Source organism: Litchfieldia alkalitelluris, from assembly GCF_002153425.1.
Lineage (GTDB): Bacteria > Bacillota > Bacilli > Bacillales > Salisediminibacteriaceae > Evansella > Evansella alkalicola.
Genome location: NZ_KZ119600.1, coordinates 414,680 through 430,605, shown reverse-complemented (window position 1 = coordinate 430,605; position 15,926 = coordinate 414,680). Strand labels below are relative to the sequence as shown.

13 protein-coding genes are annotated in these 15,926 nt (G+C 39.2%); 3 read left to right on the top strand and 10 right to left on the bottom strand.

The features are described 5' to 3' along the window. The first annotated feature begins 337 nt into the window (after positions 1–337). Positions 338–463, top strand: coding sequence for a hypothetical protein (locus tag BW724_RS24225; RefSeq protein WP_268876131.1), 126 nt, complete (start codon positions 338–340; stop codon positions 461–463). A gap of 176 nt (positions 464–639) precedes the next feature. Here the strand turns inward: BW724_RS24225 and BW724_RS02120 are convergent, their stop codons facing one another. The 6 genes from BW724_RS02120 to BW724_RS02095 all read right to left on the bottom strand — a co-directional run bounded on the left by BW724_RS02120 (position 640) and on the right by BW724_RS02095 (position 9,300). Continuing rightward, positions 640–849, bottom strand: coding sequence for a hypothetical protein (locus tag BW724_RS02120; RefSeq protein WP_088073455.1), 210 nt, complete (start codon positions 847–849; stop codon positions 640–642). A gap of 120 nt (positions 850–969) precedes the next feature. Further along, entirely contained in the window at positions 970–1,947 is a 978-nt protein-coding gene (locus BW724_RS02115; protein WP_176371259.1) for an IS701 family transposase, read from the bottom strand. Positions 1,948–2,801: 854 nt separating this feature from the next. After that, a complete protein-coding gene (locus tag BW724_RS02110; protein ID WP_088073453.1) occupies positions 2,802–4,058 on the bottom strand; it encodes a CamS family sex pheromone protein in 1,257 nt (418 codons plus the stop codon). Positions 4,059–4,223: 165 nt separating this feature from the next. Next, the gene (ligA, locus tag BW724_RS02105; protein ID WP_088073452.1) at positions 4,224–6,224 is read right to left on the bottom strand and encodes an NAD-dependent DNA ligase LigA; all 2,001 of its coding nucleotides are present in this window, start codon (positions 6,222–6,224) and stop codon (positions 4,224–4,226) included. A gap of 12 nt (positions 6,225–6,236) precedes the next feature. Beyond that, entirely contained in the window at positions 6,237–8,531 is a 2,295-nt protein-coding gene (gene pcrA / locus BW724_RS02100; RefSeq protein WP_088073451.1) for a DNA helicase PcrA, read from the bottom strand. Between the two features lie 76 nt (positions 8,532–8,607). Then, the gene (locus BW724_RS02095) at positions 8,608–9,300 is read right to left on the bottom strand and encodes a heptaprenylglyceryl phosphate synthase (protein ID WP_088073450.1); all 693 of its coding nucleotides are present in this window, start codon (positions 9,298–9,300) and stop codon (positions 8,608–8,610) included. A 222-nt stretch (positions 9,301–9,522) separates the two neighbouring features. Here BW724_RS02095 and BW724_RS02090 point away from each other — a divergent pair, with 222 nt between their 5' ends. Then, entirely contained in the window at positions 9,523–9,855 is a 333-nt protein-coding gene (locus BW724_RS02090) for a hypothetical protein (protein WP_088073449.1), read from the top strand. A 752-nt stretch (positions 9,856–10,607) separates the two neighbouring features. On the opposite strand, the gene BW724_RS02085 is transcribed toward BW724_RS02090, so the two are convergent. Genes BW724_RS02085 through BW724_RS02075 form a run of 3 tightly spaced genes read right to left on the bottom strand, consistent with a single transcriptional unit; the run spans position 10,608 to position 13,832 of the window. Continuing rightward, positions 10,608–10,904 carry a YerC/YecD family TrpR-related protein gene (locus BW724_RS02085; RefSeq protein WP_088073448.1) on the bottom strand — a complete coding sequence of 99 codons (297 nt, stop codon included), beginning with the start codon at positions 10,902–10,904 and terminating at the stop codon, positions 10,608–10,610. Positions 10,905–10,951: 47 nt separating this feature from the next. Next, on the bottom strand, positions 10,952–12,046 hold the full coding sequence (locus tag BW724_RS02080; RefSeq protein ID WP_176371258.1) for a DUF3048 domain-containing protein: 1,095 nt from the start codon (positions 12,044–12,046) through the stop codon (positions 10,952–10,954). A 40-nt stretch (positions 12,047–12,086) separates the two neighbouring features. After that, positions 12,087–13,832, bottom strand: coding sequence for an adenine deaminase C-terminal domain-containing protein (locus tag BW724_RS02075; RefSeq protein ID WP_088073446.1), 1,746 nt, complete (start codon positions 13,830–13,832; stop codon positions 12,087–12,089). 102 nt (positions 13,833–13,934) lie between these two features. Here BW724_RS02075 and BW724_RS02070 point away from each other — a divergent pair, with 102 nt between their 5' ends. Then, a complete protein-coding gene (locus tag BW724_RS02070; protein ID WP_176371257.1) occupies positions 13,935–14,198 on the top strand; it encodes a YgaP family membrane protein in 264 nt (87 codons plus the stop codon). A 208-nt stretch (positions 14,199–14,406) separates the two neighbouring features. Here BW724_RS02070 and purD read toward each other — a convergent pair whose 3' ends face one another. After that, positions 14,407–15,717, bottom strand: coding sequence for a phosphoribosylamine--glycine ligase (purD, locus tag BW724_RS02065; protein ID WP_088073444.1), 1,311 nt, complete (start codon positions 15,715–15,717; stop codon positions 14,407–14,409). Positions 15,718–15,926: the final 209 nt, after the last annotated feature.

The following is a 15,926-nucleotide window of genomic DNA, read 5'->3' as shown; positions in this document are numbered from 1 at the left end:
GGAACTGGGGATACCTTACTCATCACTACCTTTATGGAAGTAAAGCAGAAACATATAAGTGTAAACGAAATGGTGGAATGGTGGGAGGGGGCATAGTACCAATGACGATAACAACAACATAACGTTATCAGGGAAGGAGCCCTACTTTATTCATATGTGTGAGGGAGGTAAGAGTCAGTGAATGCCAGTCAAGAAAATGGCAAACTACGCCAATAATGTCAAATCTTAATAACTCTGGAAACATTATATCTTTGTGCCAAGGAATAAGATATGTCTTTTTCACGCTCTATATGATAACATCTATCGACCGGATATCTTATTGGAAGCATGGCAAAGAGTGAAACGAAAGAAAGGAAGTGGAGGTGTAGACGAGCTGTCATTGGAAGATATCCAAGTCTACGGTGAAAAGAAATTTCTCAATGAACTTTACATTGAACTAAAGGAAAAGCGATACTTAAATTAAGGTACATGGTCCTTTACACTACGACTTTCCCATCAGTAAGGTTATTATAAAATATTAAAGAAAATTCGTAATATTAGAATTAAAACTAAGCGCTTTGGTACTTAAGATCACTAGTCAAACAACTTCCAAAATAAGGGGTTTGCGATATATACCATTGTACAGGCATAAAAAATCTCCTAATGTAAAGATATAGGCTTGTTACCGAAATCAATACTAAAGTAGAAAACCATGAGTGACATTATATCATTCTCTTGCCAACCTTTCCTACCCTTTCCGAAACGGATCATATCGTTTTCAGTAAATAAATTGTCGATGCTGTCTTCTAGATCCGGTTCACAGAAATTGAAATCATATAAAGAAAGTTGAGTTGGTTTTTGAGTTTGCATAATTTTATTCCCCTCTCTACATCACTTTTAGTTAATCAACTTGATTCTTGCATTTTTAATCAGTATTCCTAAAAAAGGGCATACGGATTGCGTATGAACTGACAGTTGAAAAAAATTCAGTTATGCTGCCAGTTTTAGTTCTTTCAACATATCAAAAAGCGACTTTTGAGCCATTGCTTGTTCATAGGTGTAAACGACAAGTTGACCAAGATGATCCTTACGAATACGTCGCACGACATCTCCAATGGTCATCGGAATCTCCTTTTGCCATTCTTGCCGTTGATACTCCAAGTAGTTGTAAGTAATAAATTCAATGGTCCAAAAGCGTTCAATTCCTTTGCGTGAAAGAAGCTGATATTCGTCAAAGCCCAGTAATTCTTTGAAATAACGGTATCCGGTTTCGATGTTCCAACGCACATTATAATAGCGCAGGATGGTTACGAGATCCAGGCTACTATCTGTACAAAGGATACAAAACGGCGTTTTGCTCGAATCGAATTTGTCTTCCCAAGACAAAAGGACTTTGGCGTACTCGGTGTCATTCAAATTTCCTTCATAAGTGTAAATCTTATAGGAATGATCATCCACGGTAACGGAGTGGAGATCAGATGACTCTATATAAGTGGACGCAAAATCAGTGATTTTAATGCCAATTCCATGAGGATAAATCTTTCGGTTCGCACGAAGACCACCGATGAGATGAAATCCTCTTTGAAGACAGTGTTCAATCAACTTTTTACTTGTGTACCAACTATCCACCAACACATATACCTGTTCGTTTTCCGTGGCTGGATAGGAATTGATTAACTCGATCGCCAGATCATTTTTGCTTTTAAAAGGAATATCTTCATTTTGACAATATTCTTCACGAAAGTAGGAACGGAAATCCCAAGCAAACGAGTGATTGTCACTGACGACATGAGCTGTCACGACACAATGAGACCAAACGGCCTTTCCATCTGAATGAGAAAAGTGGTTATCCAACCCTTCCATCTTCTTGGTGGAACGATCCTTCTTACATTGGGAATCATCGATAATGAAAAATGTGATTGGCCTTGTATCACTTGTGCTGGTTCGATTTTGCCTTATGTGATTCAAAATGAATCCGTTTGTTGGTCACATAGTTCGGGCACCACGGTGACTCGTTAAGAAAACGAGTCATGCAACTAAGATCTCTTTTTTCATTAGTGGATCGACGAATTTGAGAAACGTTGATTCTTCCGTCGGTCAAAATAATTCCATTAACAAATGTGAAAATGTGATTCATTTGTGGCTTCGAAAGACAAAGTTTCAACGCTAAAATAAAGTTGACGATCGGTGAATAGAAGGTTACCATAATATTGGACATTCTCCTTTGGGAATTTGGCGTGGTAACCAAAATTTCACCAAATAGGTAAGAATGTCCTTTTTTATTTTTCTAATGCGACAAAGGTTCTAATAAATCCTAAATTATAGACGTAATTCGATATGACATGTTTTTTGCAAGAGTCTAGTCAATAAATAGTTATTAATACCTGAAATAACGCATGAAGAGCGTTTTTGTCATGATTTTCCATTCGGAAAATAGGGATAAATTAGGACAATGTTATATTCCTTTTTTCGCTATTTACGTCTATCTTAAAGAGCTCAGTAGACTCAGGATTTACCTTTGGTACCCTTAAATGACAGCCTTCTCGTAGGTTTTCTCATCTCAATACATTATTTTAGATGGATTGGTGCAAATGGGTGTTGAGGCATTGGGATAGAGTGTGGGGAACTAAATAGTTTGTAACCAAACGGTAAAGGAAGCGGGAAGAGCAGCAGTCAGACCAATATGTATTCAATCGGTTTTTTCAATCAAAAGTCAATATTAATTTTGGGGCTGGATTTAATATGATCCAGTCCTTTTGTTCGCCCAGCATGGGCGAACAAAAAAGACAACCAACGTTGTATTGGTTGTCTTTCCAAACAATTTATTTATATACGTGAATAAACGGATCGTGATCAGGATACTTAACGACAATGCTTTCTGGACCATTGATAGAGTTAATATAAACACTAATAGGTACTTGTAGATTAAATATTTCCTCTATGCGTCCACTTGCAAACTGCGTTAAGGCGATAATCTCTGCCTTACCGTGAGACTGCATGTTGAATTCAATTGTCAATTCATCTATTGCCCCATTCTTAAAGCGGCCTTTCCCGACAATTCCAATTGACCTTCCCATGAATTGTTCCATTTCATCTTTAAACTGCTCAAAAGCATTAGAATGGTTGGGATAAGCCTGTCTGGCAGCCCTTGATGGGAAAAAGTAAAATTCCTCATTAATCGCTTCCCACTCTTGAATTCCAGTCTCATTTTCTTCTACATGAGTCATAGCAATGAATGAGCCAGGTACAATTGAGCCTCTTGGGCGTTCCTGGAATAGTGCAATTGTAATTGGAACCTCCGCTAAATCCTCATGATGGGTACGAATTCGATTTACGACCTGCTGAGCTATCTCTTTCCCTTTTTCTTCAACTTCGTCTAGTTCAAGAGGTTGTTCATACTGATACATTTTCCCATCATCATCATATAACTGAAAGTAATAGACTGCACGGAGGGATAACCCAATAACCATTCCCCCTAAATTGACACCTTCTTCAGCACTACCATATACGTAATTATGCTCCAAAACATTTGATAATACTAATGGATTTTCCCTCATAAGTTCCGATAATTCAGGTACTGACAAGGAATCCACATCCTCTGCAAGTCCTACTTCTATTTCTTCCCCATCTTCATTTTCTTCTACCTCAAGTTCACCTAGAGAAGGATTTAAACCACGTGCATATCTGGACTCTGCAGGATTATATCGCCTAATCCAGCTATTAATTGTATCACCACTTAAGTAAGTTCCTTCTTGAAAATAATACTCACTTTGTTCGTAAAATGCAGATGCAATTTCCATTAGTCCTACTTCAAATTGGTTGATGTCTATTCTATTGGTCATTGCACTAGCTACTACTCCCCTAGCAGGACTTCGTTGATACTCCCCATCCAATAAAACCGTTCGATAGAAGTTTTCTGGAGTATCGATTGTAGGTGTTAGGATAAACTGCTGTTCGTCCACATCATCCGTTTCCTCTACGATGATAATCTCTTCTTCTTCTTGATCTAAAGAAGGGATACAGCCGGTTAAAAACAAAAGAAGCCCTATACACGCGAAAAAGAATTTTTTATACATCATTCACACACTCCTCGCCCATCAATGATTTGGGCACATCACTAATTAATAGTATACAAGCTTCTCTAACTAAAAGCATATCCGCCTGTAACATTAGCTTTCATTTATGCTACCGTAAAAAAAGGTTTTGTTAGAACAAACTCTGATCTACACGCAACAAGCCTTTCCCTATTTCTCTAGCTCTTCTAGGAAACGTGCTTCGTCCCATACTTCGATATTTAAGTCATCCGCTTTTTTAAGCTTAGAACCTGCTTTTTCACCAGCAATTAATAGGTCTGTCTTAGCACTAACACTTCCAGTAACATTCCCACCACGGGCTTCAATTTCTGTCTTAGCTTTGCCCCTAGCCATATGTTCCATTGTACCAGTTAATACAATTGTTTTACCGGAAAAATATGTTTCACTGGCTGACTCCGTCGCTTTAGGCCCTTTATATTCAGTATTTACACCTAAGCTCCTTAATTCGTTCATTAGTTCGTTCACTTCTGGTTGTGCAAAATAAGTTACAATACTATCTGCCATTTTAACACCAATTTCATTGACTGCTTCTAATTCTTCCTGTGTTGCCGCTTGAAGCTTATCCAACGTTTCAAAGTGCTGGGCTAAAGTTTTCGCCGCCTTCGCGCCAACAAAACGTATTCCTAATCCAAACAACAGCTTTTCAAGAGAGTTACCCTTTGAAGTGTCAATCGCCTTTAGCAGGTTATCAACCGATTTTTCACCCATACGCTCCAAGTTCAAAAGTTCTTCCCTTTCAAGCTTGTACAGATCGGCTACATCAGTAATAAGTTCATGGTCGAATAGCTGAGTAATGACACGTTCACCAAGACCATCAATATTCATTGCATTCCTAGAAACAAAGTGAATTAAACCTTCTCGTATTTGAGCAGGGCACTTCGGATTCACACATCGTAAAGCCACTTCCCCCTCAATGCGTACAAGCTCACTTTCACATTCTGGGCAATGAGTAGGCATGGCGAAATCCTTTTCATCACCTGTACGATGTTCCGTCAATACATTCACTACTTCTGGGATGATGTCGCCTGCTTTTTTAATAATGACCTTATCTCCAAGCTTTAGGTCCTTTTCACGAATTAAGTCTTCGTTATGCAAGGAAGCACGCTTCACCGTTGTTCCTGCTACTGAAACAGGCTCAAGGATGGCAGTTGGCGTTACGACACCTGTTCTTCCGACACTCAACTCAATATCATGAAGCGTTGTAATTACTTCTTCTGCCGGGAATTTGAATGCGATTGCCCAGCGAGGACTCTTCGCTGTAAAACCGAGGGCTTCTTGGTCCTTTAAAGCATCTACTTTAATCACGATCCCATCGATTTCATAAGGAAGATCTGCCCTTTTATCCAGCCAGCTCTCACAATATTCAATAACCTCATCAATTGTTTTACAATGCTTTTGTTCCTTATTCGTTTTAAGCCCCAAATTACCCACATATTCTAAAGCTCCATGATGGGAGTCAATTTCTTTACCCCTTATTTGACCAATAGAGTAGATAAAGATATCTAAATTTCGTTTTGCTGCAATTTTCGGATCCAATTGCCTTAATGAACCTGCAGCTGCATTACGTGGATTAGCAAAAAGCTGTTCTTCGTTCTTTTCCTTTTCTTCGTTTAAACGGACAAATGATTTTTTTGGCATGAAAGCTTCTCCACGAACTTCAATATCCACTGATTCCCTTAACCTTAGGGGAATGGAGGGAATCGTTTTTAAGTTACTCGTTATGTCTTCCCCCGTCGTTCCGTCCCCTCGTGTAGCGCCTAGAACGAAGCGGCCCTCCTCGTAAATTAACGTGACTGCAAGCCCATCAATTTTCAATTCACAACTATATGTTGGGGCATGGCCTAATCCTTGTTGAACACGACGGTCAAAATCACGAAGATCCTCCTCATTAAAGGCATTCGAAAGGCTGAGCATAGGAATGGTATGCTGTACCTTCTTAAACTGATCCAGTGGTTTACCACCAACCCGTTCACTTGGTGAATCGTCTCTTTTAAATTCTGGGTGTGAATCTTCTAGTTTTATTAATTCACGAAGCAACTGATCGTATTCAGCGTCAGATACCTTTGGTTGATCCAATACATAATATGAATAAGCATACTCATTTAGTAGGTCTGTTAAGTGTTTTATTTTCTTTTTTACATCCTCTGTCATGCTCGTCCCACCTTACATTTTCGTTATTGGTGCAAACTTAGCAAACAGTCGTTTAACACCAACCTGCGGAAAGGCAATATCCAATTCGATATTTTCCCCTTCCCCTTTGATACTCACTACCGTTCCCACTCCCCACTTTTTATGGGAAGCTTTATCACCAACACCCCAACTGAATGAATCACCGCCTGTTTTCGTTGTTGTCGGACGTTCCTTTGTTCTCGATACAGTAGTGCTTGCGCTTGCTTCAGCACGCCCACGACCAAATCCCACGGTCTTGCTATGAGAGGTGTTTGTAGAAAAACGATTCCCTTGACCACCAATAGAAGTCTTCGTTTTTGCCCAAGGCGGTGTCGAAGCCTCTTGTCTCATATTGATGGATTCCATTAATTCCTCAGGTATCTCCTTCAAGAAACGAGAAGCTGGGTTGCTGTTCGTTCTGCCAAATAATGTCCTCATTCTCGCCCTAGTAAGATATAATTCTTCCTCTGCCCTTGTAATCCCTACATAAGCTAGTCGACGCTCTTCTTCCATTTCCGCTTGCTCCATTAAGGAACGGCTATGTGGGAAGACCCCTTCTTCTAATCCTAGAAGGAATACAACAGGAAATTCAAGACCTTTTGCAGAGTGGAGTGTCATTAAGAGCACGTGATCTGCGGGGTCATCGTCATCATCATTCACTTTATCAATATCCGCGACAAGGGCCAAATCTGTTAAGAATCCGATGAGGGACTTGTCTTCATTTGTTTTTTCAAATTCTTTTGTTACGGATAAAAACTCATCAATATTTTCTAAACGGGCTTGCGCTTCAATGCTTTTATCATTTTTTAGCATGTCCCGATATCCAGTTTTATTTAATAATTCTTCTACTAATTCTGTAACTGCCAATAAGTCTTGCATTTGGACCCAGCCATGAATTTGAATTGCGAGATCACCTAAAGTTTTCGTAAAACGGGCACTTAGACCAATCTTCTCCACTTCCATTAGTGCCTTAAAAATAGATAATCCATGCTGAGCTGCATAGGCTTCTACTCTTTCTAAAGTCGTTGGGCCAATCCCACGACGAGGAACGTTGATAATCCGACGTAAACTAATGTCATCATCTGGGTTGGAAACAAGTCGTAAATAAGCCAATAAATCTTTAATTTCTTTACGATCATAGAACTTCATGCCCCCAACAATCGTATAAGGAATGTTTGATTTCATCAACATTTCCTCCATGACACGGGATTGGGCATTTGTTCGATATAAAATGGCAATATCAGATGGACTTACCCTACCTGATTCTGTCATTTCTTTTATTTTCCCTGCTACGAACCTTGTTTCATCATGTTCATCAGCAGCTTCATAATAATTTATTTTATCCCCATCTTCGTTTTCAGTCCAAAGCTTCTTCGGCTTCCTATCTGGGTTATTTTCAATAACTTTGTTAGCAGCATCAAGAATTGTTTTCGTAGAACGGTAGTTTTGTTCGAGCATGATCGTTGTTACATTCGGATAATCCTTTTCGAAGGACAGGATATTTTGGATATCTGCCCCCCTCCAACGGTAGATCGACTGATCCGAGTCACCTACCACACATATATTCTTGAAACGTTCAGCTATTAGTTTTACTAACATATACTGAGCGCGGTTAGTATCTTGATACTCATCAACCATGACGTATCGAAAACGCCTTTGGTAATACTCCAATACCTCTGGTACCTTCTTAAAGAGGTGTATCGTCTTCATAATTAAATCATCGAAATCCATCGATTGATTTTTTTCTAATTCCTTTTGATACGCTTCATAAACTTTGTGTACAGTGCGAGCATAAATATCCCCAATAGATTTCTCATAATCCTTCGGTGTCTTCAACTCATTTTTTGCAGAACTGATTGTACCAAGGATGGTTCTAGGTTCAAACTGCTTCGCATCCACATTTAGATCTTTCATGACACGCTTAATAACCGACAGTTGGTCTGTCGAGTCAAGAATCGTAAAGTTTCTATTAATCCCTATTCGGTCAACATCCCTGCGCAAAATGCGTACACACATGGAGTGAAAGGTGGAGATCCATATATCATCTGCCGTTCCCTGCACGATTCTAGCAACACGATCCTTCATTTCCCTAGCCGCTTTATTTGTAAAGGTTATTGCTAAAATGGACCAATGCGGCACACCTTTTTCTTCAATCAAGTAAGCAATACGGTGTGTTAAAACTCTAGTTTTTCCACTTCCTGCACCTGCCATAATTAAAAGAGGGCCTTCACCATGCTTGACTGCGTTCCCTTGTTCAGGGTTTAATCCTTCTAATAATTGATGTTGCATCCCTTTTCACCATCCAAACGTACGTTCTTTTATTACTCTCTATTTTACCTCAACAACTTGTCTTTGTATATTTTATTTATACTCTTTTTTTCACGGCATTTACGGTTTTAAGGGCAGCTTTCAAGTCATCATAAATGATATTACCAACTACAACCGTATCTGCATACATGGCCATTTCCGACGCTTTCGTTTCATTCGTAATACCACCGCCGTAAAAAAGCTGTACAGATTCTAATTCTCGTTTTACCCTTTCCACCACTCGTGGATCTCCGTATTCTCCACTATATTCAAGATAAAAAATCGGCATCTTGAATAGCTTGTCCGTCATTCTTGCATACGCTACAATATCATCTTCTCCTAGGTCTGTATAGGCATCTGTCAACTGAGCTACTTTTGATTTTTCATTTAAAACACAATATCCTTCAGCAAGTACCTCATCCCAATTGATGATATGACCATACTCTTTCAAGGCCCTATGATGTAAGCCGTTTATCCAAGTCGCGTGACGGGAATTTAGCACAGAAGGGATTAAATAGTAATCAAATCCTGGAACAATCGAATAGAGATTTGATACTTCCATAGCACAAGCTACAGAATACCTGCGCACTCTCATGAGTAAATCTATTGTATTTTCTTCTGTAACACCATCACTTCCACCAACTATGATGGCATCGGTGCCTGATTCACACAATGCTTCCAACGCATCATCATCTATCGTTTTATTCGGATCTAATTTAAAGACATGCTTCCATTCGTTATACTCCAGCATGATACTAATCCCCCAAACTCATTTTAACTATTATTTCACTATGATAGTATATCAAAAAATAGGACGTTGCTCATAACCTCTTTTCTACTTCTACTTAAGACTTTTTAGTTACAAGGTACATAGATATTTAGAGAAGTATATGTGAGGGTGTTGGTAATTTATGTTAAACTTAAATTGTTACCTAATCCTTAGAAGCCACTTAGTTGTTTGGGAGGAGTTTACATGTATCAAGTGCAACGATTAAATCTACCTACTTTCGGTATTGCAGCTACTATTTTAGTGTGGAATATTATAACTGGTTCTTTTATTCCTCTTATCGCCCTAATTTCAACCGTTATATTCTTCGGTTCATTTCAATCTAAATTCTCCATTCACGATGATCACGTACAATATCAAGTTTACATCTTGTTTAAAGTACCTATTTTTAACAGAGTAATTTACCCAAATCAAATTAACGAAATTAAGTTTTTCCGAGTAGGGTGGCTTAAAAAGGCTGCGATTCTTCGGTTAAAAAAAGGGTTGAATATTAGATTAGCTAATATGGTCCGGCAGTAGCTTATGACCATCTCTTGTTTTTTGCTGAGAAACATAATATTATCACTGAAAAAACGAAAGATTATATGAGGATAGAGAGAAGAAGTAAACGCCCTTATTATTATTACTAAGTTCACACTATGGAGGATACTATTTATATAAACTAAGTTAAAAACAGATAGTAGTTACGTTTTGAGGGAGAAACTATATGTAGCCAAAACGAGACTTTTTGACATAGTGGATTTGTCTCGTTTTTTTATCTAAAAAAACATATTAAATATACTTTAAATTAGCTCATTCTCCTTAATTGTGTGACCAAGGAAATCCAAAATTAAGGGGAGGAATTCCCATTAAACTGCAGAACATATCTTCGTTAGTGGAGAATAAGGGTAGGTTTTCCCTTTAAGAGCACTCTAAAACCAAAATATCATTGTTTCCAAGTAAATAACGGGAATTTCTCCATCTATTTTCACGATTTTTAGTGCCATTACTTAAATAAGGGTAGTTTCTCCCTTTATAATATCAACCCAGGTTACTGATCAGGTACGAAAAACTCAAAAATCTAAATCTCATACCTGATCACTCCTCGGTCCAGTGATTCCACTCTTTTATGGTTGGACGAGCTCGAATCAATCATAAAGACTTCATATCTTTTTAACAAAAAAATCCCTATGACTATCAGATCAGCTGATACTCGCAGGGATTTCTCATTATAATACTCCACCTTATTACTTCACCTACATGCTTCGCACAGTGAATAGGAAGTATCTTAGCTATTCTTCTTTATGTACTCGTTCTAGTGTCATTTGGTAGCCGTCATTCCCGTAATTTATACAGCGCTTCACGCGAGAAATCGTGGCTGTGCTAGCTCCAGTATCTTTCTCAATCCTTTGATATGTGTAGCCTTCCATCAGCATACGAGCAACTTCCAAACGCTGAGCAAGGGACTGGATTTCATTCATTGTACAAAGATCATCAAAGAACTGATAGCACTCTTCCAAGTCTCGTAAATTTAAAATTGCATTAAATAGCTGATCTAGTTCTTTACCGCGTAATTTATCAATCTGCATTCTCGTATCCATCCTTCCAACAAAGTTTTATCCAACAAAGCTTTATTCTAATCGGCGAAATTTACTTTCGCTTCTAGTCCACCATTCCCTGATGGAACGATATTAATCCATGTTTGTCCACGTAAAAACGGGAGGAGTTCATCATCTTTATACGGAAGGATTAGCCCATCTTCATTTTTCCATTCAACCTCAGTAACTGATCCTTCTTGAACTAAGTAGCCTTTTCCACCAGACTCAATATTAATTTCCCTTCGATTAGAACCAGCATCAATATGATCTTCCCCTTTAGGGATTACCCTATGGTTTGCTTCAATAATAAATATATTTTTCGGCATAACTGGTTCATTCGTATCTAAATCAAGGGAAGGTTGCCCTCCTACGAATCTACTGTACTTCCTCGTATCTTCATCATAATTATAGCGGACGTTATTACTCGAACTTCCATAGTTTATCTCAACCGTACTTGCGACCTTGTCACCAGCTCTAGCTTCTTGCTCAATATATAACTCAGGTGGCTTCCTGTCCATCTCATAACCAATTTGATTAGCAGCAGAAACTAAATCATCATACGTTGTATACATATTATGTGGAGCAGACCTATCTCGCGAACGTGTGAAAAACCGGCCATCATATGCTAAACCTGATATATCATCCACGTAGCTGCTCTGTGCTAGATTTAATCCTCCTGGGCTGCCACCTGCATTCACATAAATGGCATCATAACCCTTATTCAAATGCACGTAATAACTACGGGCACTCCTGATGGGACCAATTCTTTCTGGCTGTTGACTATGAAAAATAGCTAAAAACCTTGTGATCGTCCCTTCAGATAAAACTTCATATACTATATCAGCCTGATATAGCCCTGACTGAGGACGTGCTGACAAGGAGTTCTCAATCATCACTCCAAATGCACGATAGTCAGAAGCAAGTGCTTCAGGAACCACTTCCCCAGTTAATGGAAAGTACCCATACGGAGCCTTTTCTTTAGGATTTTCCCTTATGTCTAAAAGGACCGTCCTTTCATCTAATTCCGCATTCGTCAACGTGCCTTTTGTTTTATCCGAGCAACCAAGGAGAAACATCGTGAACATAAATAGAGTAACGAAAGTAACAATTGCTAAGGCTCTCCTTTTTTTCATTGTCATGCTCACCTTTCCTATTCAATTCTACTTTTATAGTTTAACGCATAATAGAAGGAAAGAGTACTTTTTTCTGTTTTACATCAAAAATCCCTTTTTGAGTCACACGTACATAAGGTAGGTGTGTAGAAGAGAAAAACAGCAGACTATATATAGGATCATTAAATTTGTAGCCCCTTTGTTTTAATGCTTCCTTCAATTTTCGTTCTTGATTAATAAGTGTTTCCATTGGAGCAGAGGATAAACCTCCACTTAGAGTTAGGGGTATTTGAGTTACGGGTCCATCTTGATCCACAAGAATAATACCACCCTTTTGCTTCTTCAACTCTTGAAAGGCACTCATCAAACCTTTTTTACTTTTTCCGATTAAAATAATATCCCCTGTATTAGAATATGAGCTAGCCAGCCCCTCAATGTTTTTCCCAAACCCTTTAATAGCAGTGCTTACCGTCCACTCACCCGCTCGGTCAATCAACATAAAATACAATTCATCGCTATCATCTGAAAGACGTTCTACCGTAAGATCATGCTCTATTCGGTATGGCTTTAATATAACTTCATTAACCATATCTAGTCCTGCTGGGATAGAAAAATGAAAGTCTTTTTCTGTTAAATCCCAATCTAAATTTAGTGGCTCAAAACCGTATTTTTCCCAAGGAAACTGAATATCTGGAAAACATGGTATTCCATTTTTGCGCACCCATTCCCCCTTTGCCAAAACATGGTCTGGTAATGGGTTAGAAAGTGAGCTTAGGAAATTAATGTTCGCAAGCCTACCAGGTGCTATCATTCCAACAACATCGTCCATATGATAATGCCTTGCCACATTGTACGTACACATGCCAACAGCATCAATGAACGGCACTCCTTGCTCCATTGCAAGCTTAATTAAATGGTCCATCATACCGTTTTCCAAAAATTCAGGTGAGGAGCCATCTGTCGTCATGAGTAGACGATCATAATCATGTAACCCTAGTTCGTGTAATTCATTAATAATGCGGGATAGGTCTGGGCGGATAGAAGAATATCTAATGGAAGCTGTCATCCCAACATCCAGTCTTCTCAACACCTCTTCCCCAGACATGGACTCATGATCTCCATCCACTCCAAGAAGGGCCATTTTAGTTAAAGTCTTCTCCCCTGCCCCAGGAAGGTGCCCTTCGATTGGTTTCCTTACGTCCTTTGTCTCTAACATCCAGTGGAGCATAGAATCATCACCTTGAAGGACACTAGGCCAGTCAGTGAGTTCTCCACCTTGCACCACATAAGGGTGATCTAGCCATGCTTTCATATTTGAATAAGATAAAACATCTGCCTCGTTTATCAATTCCGTCTGACAGTCATACCTTGCCCACCAAAGCATCGTTGTTGGCGTTTTCTGTAGATCATCTAATAAAGTAAGCGCTTTCTTTTTATTCAAATATAAAAGAAGCATTAAATTATCATTAATCAAAGTTGTTGTTCCACGCTCCGATGCATATTGCGCTAAGGTAAGGGGATGATATAACAGAAAAGGGTGTGAGTGATGTTCTATATAACCTGGAACAACATAGGAATCAGCAGCGTCAATCACTTCCGTACCTGTCATGTTTATAGGCATGTCTTTACCCACATAAACAATACGGTCATGACTGATCCATATATTCCCTTCCATCCAGGATTTTCTGACACTATTTAACCATTTGGCATTCGTTATGACCTTTGTTGGAGGCCTATTTCCTTTAATGACATCGAGTTGCTGTCTAATTTCTTTTCGTTTCCAGTAATGCGAGAACCCTTTCACCATTTCCATCACCCAATTTTTAGTATTATTTCCTATGTTACCATACATCTGCTTTAAATTATTAAAGAAAAGATTGTAAATTACAAAAAAAATGGGGGCATTCAGATGAGACCTAATATCGGTCTAGTAAATGCGTTAATTAGAATAACTTGTGGTTTTACTGTTTTAGCTTGGGCAACATCAAAATTAGTCCGGCGCAGAAACAATGATACAATGCCATTTATTGTAGCAATGCTTGGCGGGATGAAAATAGCAGAAGGGATTACGCGCTTCTGCCCGATCGTTTATCTGTTTGAAGAAACAAGGGAGTACTATGATGATCATGAAGATGAACATTACGAAGACTACGCACCACTGAATCCTTCGTAAATGCACTGAAAATAGGCATAAATGTAATTGAACTCGCTACAGTCTAACATCGAAGTTCAATCAGAACTGAACTTTTCATCAAAAAATAAGTATGGGGCATACTTAGCCCCATACTATATTAAAGTTAAGGAGTTAGAAAATATGTTAATGGAATTGATTACTGACTTTTTCTTTTTATTCTTTTTAGTATTTGGAAGTATTATTGCTCTCATATTAATTTGGACAAAGAAGCGTTCCCGTTCTCGATAGACGCATTAAGTGCGCGACTACCAATATCACTACGATAAAATAATCCATTAAAGGTTGAATTATCAAGAACGCGATAAGTACGCTCTAGGGCATCTTTAAAGTCCACACCTAAACTTGATAGAAGGATTACTCTTCCTCCGTTTGTCTCCCACTGCCCCTTTTGGCCAACCACTTCCTTCGTACCAGCATGATACCATTTTTGCCCAGGACTTAAATTAACTGGTACATCAAAGGAAACTCCTTTTTCATAGGAACCTGGATATCCTTCTGATGCCAATACGACGCCAGCACAAGCCTCTTCCGTCCATGAAAGCGCGAGTTCTTCCCCAGACATAACAGCTTCCACCACATCAACTAAATCAGACTCTAAACGTGGAAGGACAACTTGCGTTTCAGGGTCACCAAAACGAGCGTTAAATTCAATTACCTTCGGACCGTCCTCTGTGACCATTAAACCTGCATATAAAATGCCAGTAAAAGGAACACCTTCTGCTACCATTGCCTTTGCCATCGGTCGAAGAATTGTACGCTCTGCTTCTTCAACAATCGCAGCATCAATATGTGGAACTGGAGAATATGCACCCATTCCACCAGTATTAGGACCTGCATCTCCGTCAAAAGCTCGTTTATGATCCTGTGCAGGAACCATTGGAACAACTGTCTCTCCACTTACAAAAGCCATAAGGGAAAGTTCCTCACCACGAAGACACTCTTCAATGACAACCATAGAACCAGCTTCACCGAATGCTCGATCACCCATAATTTCATCTAGTGCAGTAAGGGCGTCCGCCACTGTTTCCGCCACAACTACTCCCTTTCCTGCAGCTAAACCATCAGCCTTAACCACTATAGGCGCACCATTTTCAACAACATATGCTTTTGCTGCTTCCAAGTCTGAAAAAGCCTGATATTTTGCAGTTGGAATATTGTAATCAACCATGATTTTCTTAGCAAATTCTTTACTTCCTTCAAGTTGAGCCGCTGCTTTTGATGGACCAAAAATTCTTAGCCCTTCCGCTTCAAATTCATCTACGACCCCATTTACTAAAGGAACTTCGGGGCCTACAATCGTTAAATCAATGCCTTCTTCCTTCGCAAATTGAACCAATCTAACATGATCTAATTCTGAAATCCCAGTGGACGAAACACCATCCAAGGACATACCATCACTGCCAGGTGCTGCGAAAACTTTTGTAGTCTTCTTTGATTCCATCAGCTTGCAACACATTGCGTGTTCTCGTCCACCACTACCAACAACTAAAAGCTTCATCGCCATCGCCCCCCTTACGTTATATTTAAACTCTTGATTTTAATAGGATTCACTATAGTCTATAGTTGTGATTTACGCTCCAGACACTCGCTTTCACGCAAGGTACAAGTGCGACATCTGCTCATTCTTCGCAGTGTCTACTTTGCCGCGGGCGGCTGGTGAGCCTCCTCCAAATTCCGCCTAAGTACATGCCCACGTCCTGTGGGCAA

Bases quoted from the DNA above. Each gene is read 5' to 3' on its own strand.
- BW724_RS02075 (WP_088073446.1), bottom strand. From the start codon at position 13,832: ATGGTGAAAGGGTTCTCGCATTACTGGAAACGAAAAGAAATTAGACAG.
- purD (WP_088073444.1), bottom strand. From the start codon at position 15,717: ATGAAGCTTTTAGTTGTTGGTAGTGGTGGACGAGAACACGCAATGTGT.
- BW724_RS02110 (WP_088073453.1), bottom strand. From the start codon at position 4,058: ATGATGTATAAAAAATTCTTTTTCGCGTGTATAGGGCTTCTTTTGTTT.
- BW724_RS02095 (WP_088073450.1), bottom strand. From the start codon at position 9,300: ATGCTGGAGTATAACGAATGGAAGCATGTCTTTAAATTAGATCCGAAT.
- BW724_RS02090 (WP_088073449.1), top strand. From the start codon at position 9,523: ATGTATCAAGTGCAACGATTAAATCTACCTACTTTCGGTATTGCAGCT.
- ligA (WP_088073452.1), bottom strand. From the start codon at position 6,224: ATGACAGAGGATGTAAAAAAGAAAATAAAACACTTAACAGACCTACTA.
- BW724_RS02070 (WP_176371257.1), top strand. From the start codon at position 13,935: ATGAGACCTAATATCGGTCTAGTAAATGCGTTAATTAGAATAACTTGT.
- pcrA (WP_088073451.1), bottom strand. From the start codon at position 8,531: ATGCAACATCAATTATTAGAAGGATTAAACCCTGAACAAGGGAACGCA.
- BW724_RS02085 (WP_088073448.1), bottom strand. From the start codon at position 10,904: ATGCAGATTGATAAATTACGCGGTAAAGAACTAGATCAGCTATTTAAT.
- BW724_RS02080 (WP_176371258.1), bottom strand. From the start codon at position 12,046: ATGAAAAAAAGGAGAGCCTTAGCAATTGTTACTTTCGTTACTCTATTT.
- BW724_RS02120 (WP_088073455.1), bottom strand. From the start codon at position 849: ATGCAAACTCAAAAACCAACTCAACTTTCTTTATATGATTTCAATTTC.